Annotated in this window: 19 protein-coding genes; 8 read left to right on the top strand and 11 right to left on the bottom strand. The window is 66.6% G+C overall.

All coding sequences use genetic code 11. The features are described from left to right. The first annotated feature begins 44 nt into the window (after positions 1-44). The 3 genes from AC1DTF_RS12015 to AC1DTF_RS12005 are packed head-to-tail and all read left to right on the top strand — an operon-like array spanning position 45 to position 1541. Positions 45-434, top strand: a complete 390-nt coding sequence (locus AC1DTF_RS12015; protein ID WP_057166987.1) for a DUF3060 domain-containing protein — start codon at positions 45-47, stop codon at positions 432-434. Positions 435-492: 58 nt separating this feature from the next. After that, positions 493-1110, top strand: a complete 618-nt coding sequence (locus tag AC1DTF_RS12010; protein WP_477474242.1) for a M15 family metallopeptidase — start codon at positions 493-495, stop codon at positions 1108-1110. Between the two features lie 32 nt (positions 1111-1142). Next, positions 1143-1541 (top strand): DUF3060 domain-containing protein, encoded by a 399-nt coding sequence (locus tag AC1DTF_RS12005; protein ID WP_057166985.1) that lies wholly within the window; start codon positions 1143-1145, stop codon positions 1539-1541. On the opposite strand, the gene AC1DTF_RS12000 is transcribed toward AC1DTF_RS12005, so the two are convergent. From AC1DTF_RS12000 to AC1DTF_RS11985, 4 genes are read right to left on the bottom strand one after another with little or no spacing between them, the layout of a single operon-like run. Then, entirely contained in the window at positions 1538-2299 is a 762-nt protein-coding gene (locus tag AC1DTF_RS12000) for a crotonase/enoyl-CoA hydratase family protein (RefSeq protein ID WP_268766290.1), read from the bottom strand. The two genes, AC1DTF_RS12005 and AC1DTF_RS12000, sit on opposite strands and share 4 nt — an antisense overlap. A 38-nt stretch (positions 2300-2337) precedes the next feature. Next, positions 2338-3051 carry a PaaX family transcriptional regulator C-terminal domain-containing protein gene (locus AC1DTF_RS11995; protein ID WP_477474213.1) on the bottom strand — a complete coding sequence of 238 codons (714 nt, stop codon included), beginning with the start codon at positions 3049-3051 and terminating at the stop codon, positions 2338-2340. 3 nt (positions 3052-3054) lie between these two features. Further along, entirely contained in the window at positions 3055-3960 is a 906-nt protein-coding gene (locus AC1DTF_RS11990) for a crotonase/enoyl-CoA hydratase family protein (protein WP_477474212.1), read from the bottom strand. Between the two features lie 25 nt (positions 3961-3985). Next, positions 3986-5605, bottom strand: coding sequence for an acyl-CoA dehydrogenase family protein (locus AC1DTF_RS11985; RefSeq protein WP_477474211.1), 1620 nt, complete (start codon positions 5603-5605; stop codon positions 3986-3988). Between the two features lie 63 nt (positions 5606-5668). On the opposite strand from AC1DTF_RS11985, the gene AC1DTF_RS11980 reads away from it, so the two are divergent. Both AC1DTF_RS11980 and AC1DTF_RS11975 read left to right on the top strand, forming a co-directional pair. Next, positions 5669-6004 carry a cupin domain-containing protein gene (locus AC1DTF_RS11980; protein ID WP_477474210.1) on the top strand — a complete coding sequence of 112 codons (336 nt, stop codon included), beginning with the start codon at positions 5669-5671 and terminating at the stop codon, positions 6002-6004. A gap of 2 nt (positions 6005-6006) precedes the next feature. Next, the gene (locus AC1DTF_RS11975) at positions 6007-6603 is read left to right on the top strand and encodes a TetR/AcrR family transcriptional regulator (protein ID WP_477474209.1); all 597 of its coding nucleotides are present in this window, start codon (positions 6007-6009) and stop codon (positions 6601-6603) included. A gap of 5 nt (positions 6604-6608) precedes the next feature. Here the strand turns inward: AC1DTF_RS11975 and AC1DTF_RS11970 are convergent, their stop codons facing one another. Both AC1DTF_RS11970 and AC1DTF_RS11965 read right to left on the bottom strand, forming a co-directional pair. Further along, positions 6609-7667, bottom strand: coding sequence for a phosphatase PAP2 family protein (locus AC1DTF_RS11970; protein WP_057166980.1), 1059 nt, complete (start codon positions 7665-7667; stop codon positions 6609-6611). Positions 7668-7726: 59 nt separating this feature from the next. Beyond that, a complete protein-coding gene (locus AC1DTF_RS11965) occupies positions 7727-8476 on the bottom strand; it encodes a deoxyribonuclease IV (protein ID WP_057166979.1) in 750 nt (249 codons plus the stop codon). 77 nt (positions 8477-8553) lie between these two features. Here AC1DTF_RS11965 and AC1DTF_RS11960 point away from each other — a divergent pair, with 77 nt between their 5' ends. Next, entirely contained in the window at positions 8554-8709 is a 156-nt protein-coding gene (locus AC1DTF_RS11960; protein WP_477474208.1) for a hypothetical protein, read from the top strand. A gap of 61 nt (positions 8710-8770) precedes the next feature. On the opposite strand, the gene AC1DTF_RS11955 is transcribed toward AC1DTF_RS11960, so the two are convergent. Further along, complete coding sequence (locus tag AC1DTF_RS11955; RefSeq protein WP_477474207.1) at positions 8771-9754, bottom strand: calcium/sodium antiporter; 984 nt, start codon at positions 9752-9754, stop codon at positions 8771-8773. A 132-nt stretch (positions 9755-9886) separates the two neighbouring features. Between AC1DTF_RS11955 and AC1DTF_RS11950 the strand changes: the two genes are divergently transcribed. Beyond that, positions 9887-10726, top strand: coding sequence for a hypothetical protein (locus AC1DTF_RS11950; RefSeq protein ID WP_057166977.1), 840 nt, complete (start codon positions 9887-9889; stop codon positions 10724-10726). Positions 10727-10806: 80 nt separating this feature from the next. Further along, entirely contained in the window at positions 10807-11394 is a 588-nt protein-coding gene (locus AC1DTF_RS11945; protein ID WP_477474206.1) for a maleylpyruvate isomerase family mycothiol-dependent enzyme, read from the top strand. Between the two features lie 63 nt (positions 11395-11457). Here the strand turns inward: AC1DTF_RS11945 and AC1DTF_RS11940 are convergent, their stop codons facing one another. The 4 genes from AC1DTF_RS11940 to AC1DTF_RS11925 all read right to left on the bottom strand — a co-directional run bounded on the left by AC1DTF_RS11940 (position 11458) and on the right by AC1DTF_RS11925 (position 22184). Next, positions 11458-15411: a DNA-directed RNA polymerase subunit beta' gene (locus tag AC1DTF_RS11940; protein WP_477474205.1), complete on the bottom strand. Its 3954-nt coding sequence runs from the start codon at positions 15409-15411 to the stop codon at positions 11458-11460. A 55-nt stretch (positions 15412-15466) separates the two neighbouring features. Continuing rightward, complete coding sequence (gene rpoB / locus AC1DTF_RS11935; RefSeq protein ID WP_477474241.1) at positions 15467-18961, bottom strand: DNA-directed RNA polymerase subunit beta; 3495 nt, start codon at positions 18959-18961, stop codon at positions 15467-15469. A 225-nt stretch (positions 18962-19186) separates the two neighbouring features. After that, entirely contained in the window at positions 19187-20905 is a 1719-nt protein-coding gene (locus tag AC1DTF_RS11930) for a hypothetical protein (protein WP_477474203.1), read from the bottom strand. 202 nt (positions 20906-21107) lie between these two features. Further along, positions 21108-22184 carry an ABC transporter ATP-binding protein gene (locus AC1DTF_RS11925; protein ID WP_057166972.1) on the bottom strand — a complete coding sequence of 359 codons (1077 nt, stop codon included), beginning with the start codon at positions 22182-22184 and terminating at the stop codon, positions 21108-21110. Between the last annotated feature and the right edge of the window lie 140 nt (positions 22185-22324).

Here is a 22324-nt window from a genome sequence, read left to right as displayed (position 1 = left end):
AAGCGGTGCCACCGGGCGGGCCCGGCACCGTACTCTGTTGTCCCATGGCGACCCTGAGTGTGAAAAGTCGGAGCCGGTCCATCGCGGCGGGCGCGCTGGTCACCCCCCTGCTGCTGGCGAGTCTGGCCGCGCCGTCCGCGCAGGCCAAGAACGGCGACACGCACATCACCGGCCAGGGCATCGTGCAGACGATCGACTGCAACAACGCCACGCTGCTCGTGAACGGGACCAGCAACACCATCAACGCCAAGGGCACCTGCTGGGCGGTGACGCTGCAGGGGTCGTCGAACATCGTGATCGCCGACAACGTCATCAACGACGTCACCGTGTACGGGTACGACCAGACGGTGATCTATCACAACGGCGCACCCGCGGTGATCGACCGCGGCCGAGAACTCGGCATGACCAACCGCGTCAACTGGGCACCGGCCTGACCCTGTGCGYCGGCTCATCGCACTGTTCGCCCTGCTCGGCGGAATAGGCGGCGCGGCAATGACTCCCGAGGTGGTCACGGTGGCGAACAGTGAGCCGTCCATCGCTCCGGTGTCGGCGGCTGCCCGCGCCGCGGGTTTCATCGACGTCCGCAGCGCGGTGCCCGACGCCGTCATCGACCTGCGCTACGCCACCGCGAACAACTTCGTCGGCACACCGCTGTATCCGCCTGCGGCCCGCTGCCTGGTGCACGAATCACTGGCGGCAGGGCTGGCCACCGCGGCGGCGCAGCTGCGCGCCCGGGGTCTGCGGCTGGTGTTCTGGGACTGCTACCGGCCCCATGACGTCCAGGTCCGGATGTTCCAGGTGGTGTCCAACCCGGCCTGGGTGGCCCAGCCGGGCCCGTACTCGAAGAGCCACGAATCGGGACGGTCGGTGGATGTCACCACCGCCGGGGCGACCAGTCTCTCCGAGATGGGCACCGGTTTCGACGATTTCACCGCCGCCTCGCACGCCTACGCCACCGACGGGGTGAGCGCCGCCGCGCAGTACAACCGGGCGGTGTTGCGCGAAGCGATGGCCGCCGGCGGGCTGACCGTCTACTCGGGCGAGTGGTGGCATTTCGACGGCCCGGGCGCCGGTGAGCGACGGCCCATCATCAACGTTCCGCTCACCTAGGCTGGAACCGACCGGCTACGAATCGAGGAAGTATGCGCACTCCCATCGCAGGAACCGTCGCCGCCGTGGCGCTCGCGCTCGGTCTGGCCGGATGCGGGTCGAGTGGGGATTCCGACGCTCCGACCGTCACCGCAGGCACCTCGGGCGCCCAGGTCGAGATCGGCAACACCATCAATTACGGGTCCTTCGGCACCACAGCCGATATCGACTGCGCACAGGGCAAGGCGATCAACGTGGGTGGATCCAACAACACCCTCACCATCAAGGGCACCTGCTCCAGCGTCAACATCGGCGGCGCCGACAACAAGGTGACGCTCGACAACGTCGAGACCGAGATCAGCGTGGTCGGCATCGACAACACCGTGGTCTACAAGGGCGGTGACCCGAAGGTCGAGGATCTCGGCAGCGGCAACAAGGTCAGCAAGGGCTAGCTGCCGGCCCCGTGCCGTCCGGCCCCGTCGACGAACCGTTGGGCGCCCGCCAGCAGCTCCGAGGACACCTTGGCCAGGCTGCCGAATTCGAAATCGATTGCCGCTTCTTCGGTTCGACCCCACTGGTGCAGCGCGGAGAGCCGGTCGGCGCGCAGACACAGCTGCGGGAGCGCGGCCAGCTGGGCGGCCAGTTCCTCGGCGGCCGCGCGGGCCTGCCCTTTCGGCACCACCCGGTTGGCCAGACCGATCTGCATGGCCTCCTGGGCGCCGACGGCCCGCCCGGTGAGGATCAGATCCATCGCCCGGCTGTGCCCGATCAGACGTGGCAGCCGCACCGTGCCGCCGTCGATCAGCGGCACACCCCAGCGCCGGCAGAACACCCCGAACTCGGCGTCCTCCTCCACCACCCGCAGGTCACACCACAGTGCGAGTTCCAGTCCCCCGGCCACGGCGTAACCACTGACGGCGGCGATCACCGGCTTGGACAGGATCATCCGCGACGGCCCCATCGGTCCCGGCCCGGTGGGCTGCACCTGATTGCCCTCCGCGGTGCCCATCGCCTTGAGATCGGCTCCGGCGCAGAAGGTTCCGTTGTCCCCACACAACACTGCGACGGACGCGGTCTCGTCCTTGTCGAACTCGTCGAAGGCCGCGTACAGCTCTGCGGCGGCCGGGCCGTTGACCGCATTGCGCGCCTCCGGCCGGTTCATGATGACCGTCGTCACCGGCCCGTCCCGTTCGATGCGGACCGAACCGATTCCCCGGGTCGCTTCGCTGCTGCCCTCCGAACCTTCACTCACAGTGCCTCCACTCGGTCGTCGCGCCGCGCGACCAGTTCGGCGGCGAAATCCCGGTAGGCCAGCCGAAGCCGTTCGCCGGGCCAGCGCGCCGGCAACAGTTCGGCCGGCAGCACCGGGTCGGTCAGCAGATGCCGCACGATGGCGGCGGCCACCACGAAACGCCCGGGCACATCGGTGGCCTCGGACATCTCGGCGAGCAACCGCTCGCCCTCGCGGGACCAGGCCCGCAGGTCCCACAATTGCCCCACCAGGCCGGCGGGGTCATCGTCGCGGCTGCGCAGGACACGCACCTTGGCCCGCACGTCATCGGGCAGCACCACCGCGAGGTTGTCCGGGCGCAACCACGCCCCTTCGCGAAGCTCGCCGAACCGGTGCTGCACCAAGGTGTTCCGCAGGTCGGCGCGGGTCCGGGCATCGGCGCCGACGCTGGTGATCAGTAGCGTCGTCCAGGTTCCGTCCCACGATCGTTCCTGCGGTTCGATGGCGCCGTCCTGGCGGCGCTGCCGGGTGAGCAGCCGGTCCGAGAGCCGGTAGCCGTCCGCGGAGCGCACCAGGTCCCCCGCACCCACCATCCTGGTCAGCGCCACCCTCAGTGTCGCCTCCCGAATACCGAAATCGGCGRTCAACAGCACGAGTTCGGCCGCCGACGCCCACGCCGGATGCGCACCGAGCAGGACGCTCAGCACCACCGACCGGGCGGTCAGTCGCACCGGTCAGACCCCGGAGGCGCGTCGGCCGTGATCACCCAGCGGTTCGTCACGGTGCCGGACCGCTTCACGGAACCCGTGCTCGACCGCGTCGGCGACGAACGCGTGCCCCTCGGGGGTGTGCCGGGCGATACCGTCGAACACGGTGCTGACCATCCGGCTGGTGGCCACACCCTGTTGCAGCAGCGCGGTGTTGCAGGCCAGCTTGGCCATGATGAGCTGGTTCACCGGCATGGCGGCGATCCGGGCGACGAGGCGTTCGGTGCGCTCGTCCAGGTCCTGGGGTTCGGGCGCCTCGACGGCCAGTCCCCATTCGGCGGCCTGGGTGCCGGTGAGGCAATCCCCGGTGAACAGAAGCCTTTTCGCGCGCTGGTCCCCCAGCCGGTGTGCCCACAACCCGGCCGCCGGGACACCCCACACCCGCATCGGCGGGTAGCCGATCTTTGCGTCTGAGGCGGTGATGACCTGATCGGCGTGCAGGGCGATGTCGGTACCGCCGGCGATGCAGTAGCCGTGGATCTTGACCACGGTGGGCTTGTCGCAGTGCATAAGGCTGGAGAAGCCGCGCACGAACCGGCTCATCATCTGGTAGTCGATCATCGGATCCCAGGGCTGGCCGGGCAGATGGTTGACCGCCTGGGTGCGGCCGTCGAGCACGGTGCCGCGGTGATCGGAGCCGGCCGAGGAGCTGCCGTCGGCGTAGGCCCCGAGGTCGAAGCCCGCGCAGAAGCCTTCTCCGGCACCGGAAACCAGGATGACGTGGACATTCGGATCCAGATCGGCGCGCTCTACCAGTTCCGCCAGTTCCACCGGGGTGTCGGCGATGATGGCGTTGCCCTTGTCCGGGCGGTTGAAGGTGATCCGGGCGATGCGGCCGGTCACCTCATAGGTCATGGTCTTCAGCGTGTCCACGGGCTCCCCTCCTGCCGCAGGGAGCTCATCCCTTGACCAGCGTGCGCTCGATGATCGGCGCCAGGTCCAGGCCGGTTGGCAGGGTGCCGAACGCGCCGCCCCACTGCCCGCCCAGGCGGCTGGCCAGGAAGGCCTCGGCGACGGCGGGATGTCCGTGTCGCACCAGCAGCGAACCCTGCAAGGCCAGTGAGATGTCCTCGGCGACCTGCCGTCCGCGGTACTCGATATCGCCGAGGCTGCTCAGTGACGTCTTCAGCGCGGCGACGTGCGCGTCCAGACGCGGGTCCTGGGCCAGCGCGAGTTCCTCGAAGAGCACGTCGACGCATTCCGGCCGGGTTGCCATGGCGCGCAACGTGTCCAGCGCGCTGACATTGCCCGACCCTTCCCAGATGCCCATCAACGGCGCCTCCCGGTACAGCCGCGGCATCCCCGAGTCCTCGACGTAGCCGTTGCCGCCCAGGCATTCCATCGCCTCGGCGGCGTGCGGTGTCGCCCGCTTGCACACCCAGTATTTGGCGGCGGCGAGGCCGATCCGGCGCAACAGCGACTCGCGCTCGTCACCGCGCACCGCGCGATCGGTGGCGCCTGCCATCCGCATGGCCAGCATGGTCGCGGCCTCGGCTTCGATCGCGAGGTCGGCCAGCACGTTGCGCATCAGCGGTTGGTCGATCAGATAGGCGCCGAACGCTTTTCGGTGCTGGGCATGGTGCACTGCGCGGCTCAGCCCGGTGCGCATGCTGGTCGCGCTGCCCAGCGTGCAGTCCAGCCTGGTCAGGTTGACCATCTCGATGATGGTCTTCACCCCGCGGCCCTCCTCACCGACCAGCCAGGCCGTCGCCCCGTCGTATTCGACCTCGCTGGAAGCGTTGGCGTGGTTGCCGAGCTTGTCCTTGAGGCGCTGCAGGAACATCCGATTGCGGGTGCCGTCGGGCAGCACCCGGGGCAGGAAGAAGCAGGACACTCCTCCGGGCGCCTGAGCGAGTACCAGGAACACATCGCACATCGGCGCCGAGGTGAACCACTTGTGTCCGGTCAGCGTGTAGGTGCCGTCGCCATTGGCGACCGCTTCGGTGGTGCCGGCTCGGACGTCGGAGCCGCCCTGCTTCTCGGTCATCGACATACCCGCGGTGAGACCGGCTTTGGTGGTGGGCACTTTCAGCTCGGGGTCATAGACCCGGCTGGTGAGCAGCGGTTCGTAGGCCGCGGCCAGTTCGGGGTTGAAACGCAACGCGGGCACCACGGCGTAGGTCATCGAGATCGGGCAGATGTGTCCCGGCTCGGGCGTCCACACCGAGGTCTTGGCGGCCCGGACCACATGAGATCCGGTGCGGTCATCGGCCCACGGGGAGCCGTGCAGTCCGTGCGTCACGGCCACATTCATCAGCTCGTGATAGGCCGGGTCGAATTCGACCTCGTCGACGCGGTGGCCATAGCGATCGTGGGTGTGCAGCACCGGACGGTTGCGGTCGGCCAGTTCGCCCCAGCGCTGGGCCTGGGCCGATCCGCTCAGCGCGCCGAGTTCGGTGATCTCGTCGGCGCCCCATCCGCCACCCTCGCGGACCAGCGCCTCCATGAGCACCGGCGAGGCAGCCGGATTGTGGTCGAGCATCGGCGGGACCTGATTGGTGACGACGTGAGTGGCCATACTTCTACTGTTACATTTTCTCGACAGCTGCACAAGATACGTAACACAGTGCATACTCGTGCGGTGCAGCCGAATACCGTCATCCGCGCCGCCGCACTGGCACTCACCCACGAGCCGGTACCGGCCGATCAGTCCGTGGCAGGCGACCCGAGCACCGCGGCGTCGACGCTCACCGAGTTCGGCGATCTGGAGATCGGCGTCTGGGAGATGTCGGTGGGCACCATGACCGATGTCGAGGCCGACGAGGTGTTCGTCGTGCTCTCCGGGGCCGCCACCGTCGAGTTCGCCGACGGCAGTGTGGCGCTGCAGTTGCGCGCCGGCGATATCGGGCGCCTGGCCGCCGGCGCCGAGACCACCTGGACGGTCACCGAGACCCTGCGCAAGATCTACCTGACCTGAGCATGCCGTACGTCGAAGCGTCCGTCCGCAGCCGGCAATTCGTGGCCGCCGCCCGGCAGGTCATGTCGCGCCAGGGCGTCGCGAGCACTTCGTTGCGTGCCGTCGCCGCCGAGGCCGAGGTGCCGTTGGGCACGTTGCAATACGTCTTCCCGTCCAAGGAACAGTTGTTGCGCGCCGTCATCGAGGACGTCATCAATGAGATCGCCACCGTCCTCACCGGCGCGGTCGAGACCAATTCCGGACTGGCGCACGCCATCCGGCAGGGCTTGACGGTCTTCTGGACAGCGCTCGTCGTCGACCAGATCAACCTGCAGCTGATGCAGTTCGAACTGCTCAACTACGCGCTGCGCCAACCCGGCCTGGAACACCTGGCGCAGTGGCAGTACGAGCGCTACGCCGAGGCCATCGCGACCTGGTGTGAGGCCGCGGCCACCAATGCCGGTGAGCAGAGCGCGGTGCCCTACGACCGACTCGCCCGGATCATTCTGGCCGGGGTGGACGGCCTGACGATGCAGTACGCCTGCGATCCCGACAACCAGCGCGCCCGCGCGGATCTCGACACGGTGGCCGAGATGGTCATCGCGCTGGCGCAGGTCTGACGGACCTAGGTCGTCGACGCCCTGCGCCGCGACTCGTAGGCGTGCCCGGCGTAGATCACCGCGGCAGCCAGCGCCCAGCCCAGCAGGATGTCGATGACGTAATGCTCGGCGGTGTACACCAGCGTGAACGCCATGACGAGCGGGTAGGCCACCAGCACCGGGCGCCACCGGTGGTTCAACCGGTTCCACAGGAACGCGGCCAACGCTGCCGACATCCCCGCGTGCAGTGACGGGATCGCGGCCACCAGGTTGACGCTGGCCTGTCCCTGGTCCAGCAGGGCGGTCGCGGTGTGCAGGTTGAGGTTGCCCCAACCCCGCGTCACGATGCGCTCGATCCAGCCGTTGGCGCCGTCCTGCACGTTCTCCATGGCGCCGAGGACACCGCCGTCGGGGACGCCGCGCGCGGACTTGAACATGCACTGCGGGCCCGACGGACCACCTGCGACGTCATCGGCGGTGCAGCGGGCGGCCGCCCACGGCGGCGCGGCGGGCACCAGCGTGTAGATGATCAGCCCGGCGAAGTTCAAGCCGACGAACAGCTTGACGAACCGCTTCCACTCGTCGCGGTCGCGCAGCCACAGCACCCCGGCGATCACGTATGGGAGCACGAAGAACGACATGTAGACGGTGCTGATCCCGACTTCCCACCACGGCGGCTGTGGCAGTTTCAGGCGTTCCTGCAGCCATACCGTCGGCATGGTGCCACCGAACAGCCAGCGGTCGGCGTCGGCCTGCCAGTGCCACAACGTCGGGCGGCCGACGAAATCGGCCGCTCCCCGGCTGAGGTCGTAGGCGATCAACAACACCGCGAAGGGCAGCCAGTCGCGGAGCACGTAGAACATCCGCCGGCCCTGGCCGATGCTGGCCGCGAGCAGTCCGGTGCTGATGTAGAGCAGCACGAGTTCCCGGTTGAAGGCGAATCCGTCGGTGATGGTGCGCCACAGGACGACGGCCGCCCAGACGGTGATCGCGGTGTAGCGCAGATAGCGCAGCCGCTGGGCGCGACGCCCAGGGGCGAGCTGTCCGTCCGCGACGATTGACTGTTCCTCGTCAATCGTGGCCACGAGAGGTGAGCCTAGTTCACCTTCCGGTCACTCACCGTTTGCCGACAGTCCGAAATGCGTCAGATGTTGTCACGCAGGAAGGCGATGTCATCCTTGCGGCCCTCTTCGGAGGTCTCGCAGATCACCGGGGCATCGGCGGCCTTGACCACGGCCACCAGCAGTTGCGGGTCGATCTGCCCGGTGCCGAAGTTGGCGTGCCGGTCCGCACCGGAGCCCGCGGCGTCCCGGGAGTCGTTGCAGTGCACGAGGTCGATGCGGCCGGTGATGGACTTGATCCGCTCGACGGCGTCGATCAGTGCCTCGCCGGCGGCCCAGGCGTGGCAGGTATCCAGGCAGAAGCCGATTCCCTTGTCGCCGATGTGATCCCAGAGCCGGGCGATGGTGTCGAAATGCCGCGCCATCGCGTGGTCGCCGCCCGCGGTGTTCTCCAGGTACACCGGCACGTCGGTCTCCAGGTAGTCCAGCGCCTTCACCCAGCGCTCGAAACCGGCGTCCATATCGTTGTCGTCGGCGTGCCCGCCGTGCACGATGACGGCGGTGGCGCCGATCTCGGCGGCCGCATCGCAGGTGTCCTGCAGGATCTTCCGCGACGGGATGCGCACCCGGTTGTTCGCCGAGGCGACATTGATCAGGTACGGCGCATGCACGTACAGCGGGACGCTGGAGGCCTTGAGCACCTCGGCATCCTCACGCGGCTTGGGTTTCTTCCAGCTCTGCGGATTTCCGAGGAAGAACTGGACCACGTCAGCGCCTTCGGCGGTGGCCGCGGCGATCGGGTCTTCGGGATTGACATGCGAACCGATGAGCACGAGGCCAGTCTAGGCACCGGCTGTGACGGCCCGGCTAGGGTGCAGAGTGGACAATCAAGATCGGTGAGAGGCAAGTAGTGGAACCCCAGGAAAAACCGACTTTCGGTCAGAAGGTCAAGATGGGCGGGCAGGCTGCGGTCGCCCTGGCACGCAATCCCAAGGCACTGGTTGCGCTGGTGAAGTATCAACGCGAAACGCGTAAACAGCGTCGTCAGGCCGACCGGACAAACTGATTTTCACGCGGCCGCCGCGGTCTCCCTCACCGGGAGTCGCGGCGGCCGTGCGCTTTCCGAATCAGCTCTGGGTGACCAGCAGAAACGTCAGGTACCCGACATACGCGGCAACCATCGCACCGCCCTCGCCGCGGCTCACCCGGCGGCCCGTGACGAAGATCGGGATGCAGGCCAGCGCGACGGCCACCATGATCGGGATGTCGATGCGCACCAGGCTGGCCGGCATCACCAGCCCGTCGGCGGCAACCAGGCAGGTGGCGCCGAGGATCAGCAGGATGTTGTAGATGCTGCTGCCCAGCAGGTTGCCGATGGCGATATCGCGGTTGCCGCGCAACGTGGAGACCACCGTCGTCACCAGCTCCGGCGCGGAGGTGCCGATCGCGACGACGGTCAGCCCGATCAGGGCGTCGGAGACCCCGAAGCTGCGCGCCATTCCCACCGCGCCGTCGACGAGCCAGTCCGCGCCGATCACCACGACCGCGATACCGGCCAGCATCATGCCGATATAGAGCGCGGTGGGCCGGGTTTTCACGACGAGGTCGCCGGGCTGCTCCGGGGCGTAGGCCTCGCCGTATTCGCCGACGACGGCGCGCGACTCGCGGCGGGTCATCTGGATGAGCGCCGCCGTGTAGACCACCGCCCCGGTCACCAGGATGATGCCGTCGACCCGGGACAAGGTGCCGTCCAGCGCGAGTACCAGCACCAGCACCGCCGCTCCGGCCATCACCGGGAGCTCGAAACGCAGCGTCCGCGTGGCCATCGTGAGCGGCAGAATCAGCGCGCTCAGGCCCAGGATGAGCAGCAGATTGACGACGTTGGTACCGGCGATGTTGCCGACCGCCAGCGCGCCGCTGCCCTCACTCGCCGCGACCACGCCGACGGCCAGTTCGGGCAGGCTGGTGCCGATCGACACCACGGTCAAGCCGATGACGATCGGGCTGATGCCGAGCCTTGCCGCGACCTCCGCGCCGCCACGGACCATCACCTCGGCCCCGAGAACCAGTGCGGCCAGGCCCAACAGGAACCAGCCCGCATCACTCCACATCGCGAAGAGCCTAGTGGACCCGCCGGTGTGTGAATCCTCGTCGGGGAAACGGCTCCGATGCCGACGGGTACGCACACAATCCGCCGCAAAGTCTCAGAGGTTCCACACACTGCCCGACGTGAGACTTGTTGAATGCAAGGTCCGTTCATCGACTGGGGCGCCGTCGCTGCCGGGACACTCACCGGGCACGCGCTCCGCACTCGGTATCGCCCCGTCTACCCGAGCATCCATCTGTGCCGGGATATCGAGCTCACCGCGGCGCTTCGGGCCGAGGCTGCGTGGCTGTGGTCGAAGAGGCGGGCAGTCATCGCGGGCAACTCAGCCGCCGCGCTGCACCGTGCGAAGTGGGTCGACGCGCGCAGTCCGGCCGAGCTGATCCATCACAACCGTCGACCGCCTGTTGGTATTCGCGTCTGGTCCGACGATATCGATGACGACGAGATCATCGATATTCGCGGTATGCGCGTGTGCAGGCCCGCCCGAGCCGCCTTCGATCTGGCCCGTCGGTATCCGTTGGACCGCGCGGTGGCCGCCATCGACGCTCTGGTCAATGCCACTCGACTCGACGTGCTCGACGTCGAGAAGCTGATGGCCGCTCACCCCGGCCGGCGGGGTATCCCGACGGCACGAAAGGCCCTGACACTTGTGGACGGCGGCTCGGAGTCCCCCCGCGAGACCTGGCTGCGCCTGCTCGTCGGTCGGGCCGGATACCCGCGCCCACAGACCCAGATTCGCGTTCGCGATCAGCACCACTACGAATTCGCGCGCATCGACCTGGGCTGGGAGGACCGGAAGATCGGTCTGGAGTACGAGGGAAAACACCACCAGACCGACCGATTCACCTATGAGCGCGATATCCGGCGGCTGGATGAGCTGTCGCGACTGGGCTGGATCATCATCCGCGTGACGGCCGCGGACACCGAAGACAGTGTCCTGATCCGTCTCGGCGACGCGTGGAGCCGCCGAGTGTGAATCCTCGTCGGGGAAACGGCTCCGATGCCGACGGGGACGCACACTCGATGAGATTTCGGGCCCGCGCGGGTCTACCCGGCATGAGCAATGACATCTGGCCGCTCGTGCACACCGAGCGCCACGCCCTCATCGCCGACCTGGAGGGCCTCACCGAGGAACAGTGGGCGCAGCCGTCGCTGTGCCCGGGGTGGACCGTGCACGATGTGGCCGCGCACCTCGTGGACGTCGCCGAGTCCACCCGCCTCGGCTTCGCGCGCGACATGGCCAGGGCGGGCTTCGATTTCGACCGGCAGAACGACCGCGGTATCGCACGCGCCAAAGGTGCGACGCCCGCCCAGACCCTGCAGCGGCTGAGGCAAGCCGCCCCGAGGACCACCACGCCGCTCGCCCCGAAGGGCACCCGCATCGTCGAGGAAGTCGTGCACGGTGAGGACATCCGCCGCGCGCTGGGTCTGCACCGTGCCTATCCGCCCGAAGCGCTCGAATGGTCGCTGCGCCAGCAGATCCGCACCTCGACGAAGTTCGGAGGGGCCAAGGAACTCGCCGCCGGCCTCAGCCTAACAGCGACGGACCAAGACCTGAGGATCGGCACCGGCCGCGAGATACGCGGCACAGCAGTCGAATTGCTGCTGGCTTGCTCGGGCCGCAACAACCTGCTCGTGCGCTGACACGAAAAAGCCCCCGGGATGAATCCCGGGGGCTTTTCTCGAACTGAAGACTATCGGTAGGTCTTACCGGTAGTCCGAGTATCCGTAATCGTCCAGCGGCACCGCAGCACCGGTGCTTTGGCCGAAGTCCGGGCTGTAGTACTGATCCTCGTAGGACGGGATCGTGTACGCCGCAGCGCGCGCCTCTTCGGTCGGCTGCACCTGGATGTCCCGGTAACGGGCGATGCCGGTACCGGCCGGGATCAGCTTGCCGATGATCACGTTCTCCTTCAGACCCATCAGCTTGTCGCTGCGGCAGTTGATCGCCGCATCGGTCAGCACGCGAGTGGTCTCCTGGAACGACGCCGCCGACAGCCACGAATCCGTGGCCAGCGATGCCTTGGTGATACCCATCAGCACCGGACGGCCGGCCGCGGGCTCCAGGCCCTCGGCCACCACCCGACGGTTGGCGGTCTCGAACTCGGCACGCTCCGTCAGCGATCCGGGCAGGAACTCCGTGGCACCGGAATCGATGATCGTCACGCGGCGCAGCATCTGCCGCACGATGACCTCGATGTGCTTGTCGTGGATCGACACACCCTGAGCCCGGTAGACCTCCTGGACCTCCCGGACAAGGTGGATCTGCACCTCACGCGGGCCCTGCACACGCAGCACCTCGTGCGGATCGGCAGCACCTTCCATGAGCTGCTGACCCACGGTGACATGGTCACCGTCGGAGAGCAGACGCTCGGAACCGTCATCGTGCTTGAACACCTTCAGGCGCTGGCGACGGGTCAGCTTGTCGTAGACGACTTCCTCGCCACCATCGTCGGGAACGATGGTGATCTTGTAGAACTTGTCGGTCTCCTCCAGCTGCACCCGGCCGGTGACATCGGCGATCGGGGCACGGTTCTTCGGCACGCGGGCCTCGAACAGTTCCTGAACACGCGGCAGACCACCGACGATGTCGGCACCACCGGTGACACCACCCTGGTGGAAGGTACGCATGGTCAGCTGCGTGCCGGGCTCACCGATGGACTGCGCGGCGACGATACCGACGGCCTCGCCGATGTCGACGAGCTTGCCGGTGGCCATCGAACGGCCGTAGCACATCGCGCAGACGCCGGTGCCCGTGGTGCAGGTCAGCACGGAGCGGACCTTCACCTCGGTGATGCCGGCTGCCAGCAGCGCGTCGATGGCCGGGTCACCCAGGTCATGTCCACGCGCGACGACGACGTTGCCGCTTGCGTCCACCGCGTCGGTGGCCAGCGTGCGGGCGTATGCCGACGTCTCGATGTGCTGATCGCGGACCAGGCTGCCGTCGTCCTGCTTCTCAGCCAGGGTGACGTTGATACCGCGCTCGGTCTCACAGTCGGTCTCACGCACGATGACGTCCTGCGAGACGTCCACCAGACGACGGGTCAGGTAACCCGAGTCGGCGGTACGCAGCGCGGTGTCGGCCAGACCCTTACGGGCACCGTGGGTGTTGATGAAGTACTCCAGCACGGTCAGGCCCTCGCGGAACGAGGACTTGATCGGACGCGGGATGTACTCGCCCTTCGGGTTGGTCACCAGACCCTTCATGCCCGCGAGCGTGCGAGTCTGGGTCAGGTTGCCCGTGGCGCCGGACTTCACGATCGTGATGATCGGGTTGTCCTCGGGGTAGTACGACTCCAAGGCCTTACCGACCTCTTCGGTGGCCTGCTGCCAGATCTTCACCAGTTCGCCGTTGCGCTCGACATGGTTGAGCTTGCCGCGCTGGTACTGCTTCTCGATCGAGTCGGCTTCGCTCTCGTAGCGCTCCAGGATCTCCGCCTTCTGCGGCGGAACGAGCACGTCGGCCATCGAGACCGTCACACCCGAACGCGTCGCCCAGTGGAAACCGGCGTCCTTGAGCTTGTCCACCGTCTGCGCGACGACGATCATCGGGTAACGCTCGGCGAGATCGTTGATGATCGCGGCCTGCGCCTTCTTGAACATCTGCGCGTTGACGAACGGGTAGCCCTTGGGCAGCAGCTCGTTGAAGAGCACGCGACCCAGCGTGGTGTCGGCGATCCAGGCGTCTCCGTGGTGCCAGCCCTCGGGGAACAGCTGTGCCTCGACGTCGGCGGGCGGACGCTGGTTGGTCAGCCGCACCTTGATCTTGGCGCGCACGGACAGCACGCCACGGTCAAGGGCCATGATGGCCTCGGCCGGGGTGCTGTACACACCGGTCTCCGGGGTGTCCTTCGCCGGCGCCGTGTACTCGCCTGTGTCACCGGGGATTTCGGTGGTCAGGAAGTACAGGCCCGTCACCATGTCCAGACGCGGCATGGCCAGCGGGCGGCCCGACGCAGGAGACAGGATGTTGTTCGACGACAGCATCAGGATGCGTGCCTCGGCCTGCGCCTCCGCGGACAGCGGAAGGTGCACGGCCATCTGGTCACCGTCGAAGTCGGCGTTGAAGGCCTCACACACCAGCGGGTGCAGCTGGATGGCCTTGCCCTCGACCAGCTGCGGCTCGAAGGCCTGGATACCGAGGCGGTGCAGCGTGGGTGCACGGTTCAGCAGCACCGGGTGCTCGGCGATGACCTCTTCGAGGACATCCCACACCTGGGGACGCTGGCGTTCCACCATGCGCTTGGCGCTCTTGATGTTCTGCGCGTGGTTCAGGTCGACGAGACGCTTCATCACGAACGGCTTGAACAGCTCGAGTGCCATCAGCTTGGGCAGACCGCACTGGTGCAGCTTGAGCTGCGGGCCGACCACGATGACCGAACGGCCCGAGTAGTCGACGCGCTTACCGAGCAGGTTCTGACGGAACCGGCCCTGCTTGCCCTTGAGCAGATCGGACAGCGACTTGAGCGGACGGTTGCCCGGCCCGGTCACCGGACGTCCACGACGGCCGTTGTCGAACAGCGCGTCCACCGACTCCTGAAGCATGCGCTTCTCGTTGTTGACGATGATCTCGGGCGCGCCCAGATCGATCAGTCGCTTGAGGCGGTTGTTGCGGTTGATGACACGGCGGTACAGGTCGTTGAGGTCGGAGGTCGCGAAGCGGCCACCGTCCAGCTGCACCATCGGGCGAAGCTCCGGCGGGATCACCGGCACGGCGTCGAGCACCATGCCCATCGGCGAGTTGCGGTTCATCTGGAACGCCGCGACCACCTTCAGCCGCTTCAGCGCACGCAGCTTCTTCTGGCCCTTGCCGTTCTTGATGGTGTCGCGCAGGCTCTCGGCCTCGGCGTCGATGTCGAAGGTCTCGATGAGCTTCTTGATCGACTCCGCGCCCATGGCGCCCTGGAAGTACTCGCCGTAGCGGTCGATGAGCTCGCGGTAGAGCACCTCGTCCACGATGAGCTGCTTGGGCGCCAGCTTGGTGAAGGTGGTCCAGATCTCGTCGAGACGCTCCAGCTCACGGCCGGCACGGTCACGCAGCTGGCGCATTTCGCGCTCGCCGCCGTCACGCACCTTGCGGCGCACGTCGGACTTGGCGCCGTCGCGCTCCAGCTCGGCCAGGTCGGCTTCGAGCTTCTGGGCCCGGGCCTCCAGGTCCGCGTCRCGCTGATCCTCGACGGCCTTCTTCTCGACGACCATCTCGGCCTCGAGGGTCGAGAGCTCGTTGTGACGCATCTCGGTGTCGACCGCGGTGATGACGTAGGCCGCGAAGTAGATGATCTTTTCCAGATCCTTCGGGGCCAGGTCCAGCAGGTAGCCCAAGCGCGACGGAACGCCCTTGAAGTACCAGATGTGCGTGACGGGTGCGGCCAGTTCGATATGGCCCATCCGCTCACGGCGCACCTTGGCACGGGTCACCTCGACGCCGCAGCGCTCACAGATGATGCCCTTGAAGCGCACGCGCTTGTACTTGCCGCAGTAGCACTCCCAGTCGCGAGTAGGTCCGAAGATCTTCTCGCAGAACAGGCCGTCCTTCTCGGGCTTGAGCGTGCGGTAGTTGATGGTCTCCGGCTTCTTGACCTCGCCGAAGGACCAGTTGCGGATGTCGTCCGCGGTCGCGAGACCGATGCGGAGTTCATCGAAGAAGTTGACGTCTAGCACGTAACTCCCTTTCCCCTTGCGGGACTAGATAACTATCAGTTCAAACGGCGGAGGTTTAAGCGAGATCCTCGACAGAAGCAGATTCGTTGCGCGACAAGTTGATTCCCAGGTTCGCGGCAGCGCGCTCCAGGTCCTCATCGTCACCGTCACGCATCTCGATCGCCGCACCGTCCGAGGACAGCACCTCGACGTTCAGGCAGAGCGACTGCAGCTCCTTGAGAAGCACCTTGAACGACTCCGGGATACCCGGCTCGGGGATGTTCTCGCCCTTGACGATGGCCTCGTACACCTTGACGCGACCGACGGTGTCGTCGGACTTGATCGTCAGCAGCTCCTGCAGCGTGTAGGCGGCGCCGTAGGCCTGCATGGCCCAGCACTCCATCTCGCCGAACCGCTGACCACCGAACTGCGCCTTACCACCGAGCGGCTGCTGGGTGATCATCGAGTACGGACCGGTCGAGCGGGCGTGGATCTTGTCGTCCACCAGGTGGTGCAGCTTCAGGATGYACATGTAGCCGACCGTGACCGGGTACGGGAACGGTTCACCGGAACGCCCGTCGAACAGCTCTGCCTTACCCTGCGCGTTGACCATGACGTCGCCGTCGCGGTTGGGCAGCGTCGAGCCCAGCAGGCCCTCCAGCTCCCCTTCCTGGGCACCGTCGAACACCGGGGTGGCCACGATGCTGTCGGCCGGAGCGGACAGCATGCCCTCGGGCAGTTTGCCTGCCCACTCGGGTGAGCCCTCGATGTTCCAGCCGGCCTTGGCCACCCACCCGAGGTGGGTTTCCAGGATCTGGCCGATGTTCATACGACGCGGCACACCGTGGGTGTTCAGGATGATGTCCACCGGGGTGCCATCAGGCATGAACGGCATGTCCTCGATCGGCAGGATCTTGCCGATGACGCCCTTGTTGCCGTGGCGTCCGGCGAGCTTGTCGCCGTCGGAGATCTTGCGCTTCTGGGCCACGTAGACGCGGACCAGTTCGTTGACGCCGGCGGGCAGCTCGTCGTCATCCTCGCGAGAGAACACGCGGATGCCGATGACCTTGCCCGACTCACCGTGGGGCACCTTGAGCGACGTGTCGCGGACCTCGCGGGCCTTCTCACCGAAGATGGCACGCAGCAGACGCTCTTCGGGGGTCAGCTCGGTCTCACCCTTGGGGGTGACCTTGCCGACCAGGATGTCGCCGTCGCGGACCTCGGCGCCGATGCGGATGATGCCGCGCTCGTCGAGATCGGCCAGCACCTCATCGGAGACGTTCGGGATGTCCCGGGTGATCTCCTCGGCGCCCAGCTTGGTGTCGCGGGCATCGATCTCGTGCTCCTCGATGTGGATCGAGGTGAGCACGTCCTCTTCGACCAGACGGCTGGAGAGGATGATCGCGTCTTCGTAGTTGTGACCCTCCCACGGCATGACGGCGACGAGCAGGTTCTTGCCCAGCGCCATCTCACCGTTCTCGGTGCACGGCCCGTCGGCGAGAACCTGGCCGGCCTCGACACGCTGTCCGGTGTCCACGATCGGGCGCTGGTTGGCGCACGTGCCGTGGTTGGACCGGGCGAACTTGCGCATCCGGTAGGTCTGGCGCGAACCGTCGTCGGCCATCACGGTGATGTAGTCGGCCGAAACCTCTTCGATCACACCGGTCTTGTCGGCGACAACCACGTCACCGGCATCGATGGCGGCACGCAGTTCCATACCGGTACCGACCAACGGGGCCTCGCTGCGGACCAGCGGAACCGCCTGGCGCTGCATGTTGGCACCCATCAGGGCACGGTTGGCGTCGTCGTGCTCGAGGAACGGGATCATCGCCGTCGCGACCGACACCATCTGGCGCGGGGAGACGTCCATGTAGTCCACGTCCACGGCCGAGACGAACTCGACCTCGCCGCCCTTACGGCGGACCAGGATCTTCTCTTCGGTGAACCGGCCGTCGCCATCCAGCGGCGAGTTGGCCTGCGCCACGATGTGGCGGTCCTCCTCGTCGGCGGTCAGGTAGTCGATCTGGTCGGTGACCTGGCCGTCGACAACCTTGCGGTACGGCGTTTCGATGAAACCGAACGGGTTGACCCGTGCGTACACCGACAGCGAGCCGATCAGGCCGATGTTCGGGCCCTCAGGGGTCTCGATCGGGCACATCCGGCCGTAGTGGCTGGAGTGCACGTCGCGGACCTCAAGGCCGGCGCGCTCACGGGACAGACCACCGGGGCCCAGCGCCGACAGGCGGCGCTTGTGGGTCAGACCCGACAGCGGGTTGTTCTGGTCCATGAACTGCGACAGCTGGCTGGTTCCGAAGAACTCCTTGATCGCCGCCACGACGGGACGGATGTTGATCAGGGTCTGCGGGGTGATCGCCTCGACGTCCTGGGTGGTCATGCGCTCACGCACGACACGCTCCATACGCGACAGGCCGACCCGGATCTGGTTCTGGATCAGCTCGCCGACGGTACGCAGACGACGGTTACCGAAATGGTCGATGTCGTCGACCTCGACGGGTACCTCGACGCCACCGGGAGYGGTCATCGAGGTCTGGCCCTCGTGCAGACGCACCAGGTACTCGATCGTCGCGACGACGTCCTCTTCGGTCAGCGTCGAGTTGGTGATCGGCTGGCCGGCGTTCAGGCCCAGCTTCTTGTTGACCTTGTAGCGGCCGACGCGAGCCAGGTCGTAGCGCTTCTCCTTGAAGAACAGGTTCTCCAGCAGGGTCTGCGCGGACTCCTTGGTCGGCGGCTCGCCCGGGCGCAGCTTCCGGTAGATGTCCAGCAGCGCCTCATCGGTTCCGGCGGTGTTGTCCTTCTCCAGCGTGCCCATCATGATCTCGGAGAAGCCGAAGCGCTCCACGATCTGCTCGTTGGTCCAGCCGAGGGCCTTCAGCAGCACGGTGACCGGCTGGCGGCGCTTGCGGTCGATACGGACGCCGACGGTGTCGCGCTTGTCGACGTCGAACTCCAGCCATGCACCGCGGCCCGGGATGACCTTGACGCTGTGCAGGTCCTTCTCGGTGGCCTTGTCGATGGACGAATCGAAGTACACGCCCGGCGAACGGACCAGCTGGGACACCACGACACGCTCGGTGCCGTTGATGATGAAGGTGCCCTTTTCGGTCATCATCGGGAAGTCACCCATGAAGACCGTCTGGCTCTTGATCTCACCGGTGTTGTTGTTGATGAACTCGGCCGTGACGAACAGCGGAGCTGCGTACGTCATGTCCTTGTCTTTGCACTCGTCCACCGGCGCCTTGACTTCGTCGAAGCGCGGATCGGAGAAGCTCAACGACATCGAGCCGGAGAAGTCCTCGATCGGGGACAGTTCGGCAAGTACCTCTTCCAGGCCGCCGACCGGGTTCACGTCCCCGCGATCGACTGCCTTCGTACGCCACCGGTCCGAACCGACCAGCCACTCAAAAGAGTCGGTCTGAACGTCAAGTAGCCCCGGAACCTCAAGAGGCTCACGGAGCTTGGCGAAGGAAATTCGGTTCGGCGCTCCCGGAACGGAACTATTAGTGGAATCTGACTTGCTCTGGCTCGAGACTGCCAAGATGCACCCTTCCAGCTATATCTGCATCGGTTTGGCTGGCTCTCAAGCCCGAATCTTCGCCGGAACCATGGCACGCGTCTAGATCGCTGAGCAGGGCTCAGGCTAGGTCACGATGTCAGGTGCAGTGAAGGGTGGGCAGGATGCAGCCAGCGCAACGTCCAACAATAGCGCAAGACGGCGCATTCCTCAACCACCGCATGTAGGGGGCGAACCGGGCGCTGGCTGGCGACTCGATCTTGTTCAACCCCTCCTACATTGCTGCAAAACAGACTGGCCCGTTTGCCGCCCTTCGTCAAGAGATAGAGCCGTGTCGCCTGTGGAGTTTCTGCTCAGGAGCAGCGATTCAGCGCCATTCGGGGTCACTGCAGGGTCCGCGGCGCAGTTACCGCTGAATTGAGCGAGGAATTCCGTCGACTCGATCATCGCCTTCAGAATCCGGTCGAAGAAGGTCAGCCGCGGCGCCGGCCCGGGGATGACGTACGCCTGCGCCGGCCCCGCCGGGGTGGCGATGGTGATGGTCTCGCCCCGTTCGCCGTAATAGGCATCCGTGTGGGTGCCGTTGAACCAATCGGCGATCCAGGCCWGCGCCAGCTCCTGGACGGCGTCGACGTTGCGAGCCTTCGAGAAACCGCCGAGGAGACCGCCGACGAATTCGGCCAGCCCGTTGCTGGATCGCCACGCGTCGCTGTGGGTGCCACCGATCAGCTGCACGCCGACAAAACCCGGTCGGAGCTGGGCCAGCACCAAGTTCACGTCACCGTAGGTGTTCAGCGGCGCCGGGGCCCCGGCGATGAGGTGCACGGGGATGTCGAGCGGAACTCTGGCAATCCCACGTTCCACCGCACCGCCGACCGAGGAGGTGTCCAGTAGCAGCACACCGGCCAGGTTGTACACCTCGTCGGCGGGCGCCCGGACCGCGTAATAGCCGGCCGCGCCCGCCGCCAGCTGACCGCCGCCGGAGTGCCCGGCGATCACGAACCGCCGCGGCAGCGGTGCGGTCCAGCCCGCCGCGAGCGCGCTGGCAACAAGTGCGTTCCGGTCGCCGATGAACAGGTCTGCGACGGCGGCGTGCATCTGATCGTTTCCGAGCGCGCACCCGTCGCAGGCGAAGAAGTTCGTGGTGATCGAGGGCGCCACGACGATGGCGTTGTTGCGCACCGCCAGATCGGCCGCGGTGACGTTGTACAGCCCGGCACGGGCGAAGGCGCCGTGCTGCAGGTAGATGATCTTGTCCGGCTCGGTCTCGGTCGGGAAGTACCAGTCCGCGTCGACGGTGTAGCCGTTGCCGCAGTCGAGCTCAAGAGGTGTGCGGGCCAGTCGCACCGCTCGGCCGGGCGGGACCGCCGGCGGCCCCTCGAACAGTCGCACGAACCTGTCGAAAAGGCTGAAGAAGAAGGTGCCGACGATGTTGATCAGGGTCGGGCGGCCCGTCGCGGCGACCGCGGTGGGTGCCGGCTGCGCGGCTGCGGTTGCAGCCTCGGGTGCCTCGGCCACGGTGACTCGCGATGTCGCGGCGGACACCTGCGCGACCGCGGTGCGCGCCACCCGACGCTCGACCGGTCGGCTGGTCGCCGCGATGCGCTCCGGTTCCGCGGCCTCCTCGACCGGCTCGTCCTCCTCAGCCACTTGGTCGGCGAGACCGCCGGGAGTGGGCGCGTGATCGCGCACGCGTTCCACCGTCCGCAAGGTGGGTTTCGTGACGTCACTGTCGGGTTCGGCCTCGGGTTCCTCGGCGGGCTCGTCGTCCGGGGCCGTTGCCTCGTCGTCGGGCTCTGCCGGGTCGGGGCTCTCCGACTCCTGCGGTCCGGCTGAGTCCGGCGGTGCCGGCTTGCCTGCCTCGGAATCGGCTTCGGTGTCGGCGTACGCCACGCCGGCTGAGCTGATGAATGCCGTCGGCGCGATCACCACCCCGAATGCCAGTAACCCCGCGCCGATCCACCGTGAAATCGAAATCCCCATGACGACCTCCCCCGGTGCCAGATGTTAGCCCTGAGCACCGGGTACGACCGCGGTTTCGACGAATTGCCGGCCACCAAGGGCGTGACAGTGCATCCAGATCGTGTAAACCGCGCCATCGGCGCTCTGGACGCACCCTCGCCCCCGCGGGCAACAAAAAACCGCCCGGGCCGAGGCTCGGGCGGTTTTCTGCGTGCTGGACGTTCTACTGATTGGTGACCGGGATGGACGTCGTCGGGGCGTCGTCCTCGTGGTGGTGCGGGCGGGCCGGGACGTGACCGGGCTCGTGCGCCTGGTACTGGTGCGTGCCCTCCAGATCGTCGCGGATGGCTTCCTGGGCGGCCGGGGGCAGGGTGTGCAGGATCTCGCGCACCCGCGCCTGACGACGACCCACCGCCTTACGCTCAGGCATACCGGGAGTGGCCATCAGCTGCGGCGGCACACCCTCGATCTCCTCGACACCACCGTCATGCTGACCGGCCTCCATCATCGCCTGCTCGGCCGCTGCGGTGGCCTCGTCCTTCTCCTCCGACATACCGATCGGACCGATACGGCGACCGTTGAGGAACTGCTTGACCACCGGCTCCTCCGAGGTCAACAGCACCTCACGCGGGCCGAACATGACCAGCTTCTTGCGGAACAGCATGCCGATGTTGTCCGGCACGGTGCGGGCGATGTTGATGTTGTGCGTCACGATCAGCACGGTCGCATCGATCTGGGCGTTGATATCGATCAACAGCTGCGACAGATACGCGGTACGCACCGGATCCAGACCGGAGTCCGGCTCGTCGCACAGAATGATCTTCGGGTCCAAGACGAGAGCGCGGGCCAGGCCGGCGCGCTTGCGCATACCGCCGGAGATCTCACCGGGGAACTTGTGCCCGTCATTGGGCATACCGACGAGCTCGAGCTTTTCCATCACGATGTTGCGGATCTCGGACTCGGACTTCTTGGTGTGCTCGCGCAGCGGGAAGGCCGTGTTGTCATAGATGTTCATCGACCCGAACAGGGCGCCGTCCTGGAACAGCACACCGAACAGGGTGCGGATCTCGTAGAGCTCCTTGGCCGAGCACTCCAGGATGTTGGTGCCATCGATGACGATCGAGCCGCGCTCAGGCCGCAACAGGCCGATCAGCGACTTCAGAAACACCGACTTACCGGTACCGGACGGGCCCAGCAGCACGCTGACTTCACCCTCGGGAACCGTCAATGTGACGTCTTCCCAGATCTTCGACGACCCGAACGATTTACTCAGTCCAGTCACGTCGATTTGGACGCCCATACAGGTTCCTTCCGCTCACAGCCCCGCCGTGCCACCTGCTACACCCGCCTGTGGCTTGAGTCACTGTAACCTACACAGTTTTTCAGCAACGACGAACCGCACACTGAACAGCCCTGTAGACGACTGTGGGCCGGGTCGAA

It is taken from the genome of Mycobacterium sp. P4_H6 (assembly GCF_056400845.1).
The sequence above is the reverse complement of the archived record's forward strand: the minus strand, read 5'-3'. Positions and strand labels throughout refer to the sequence as shown.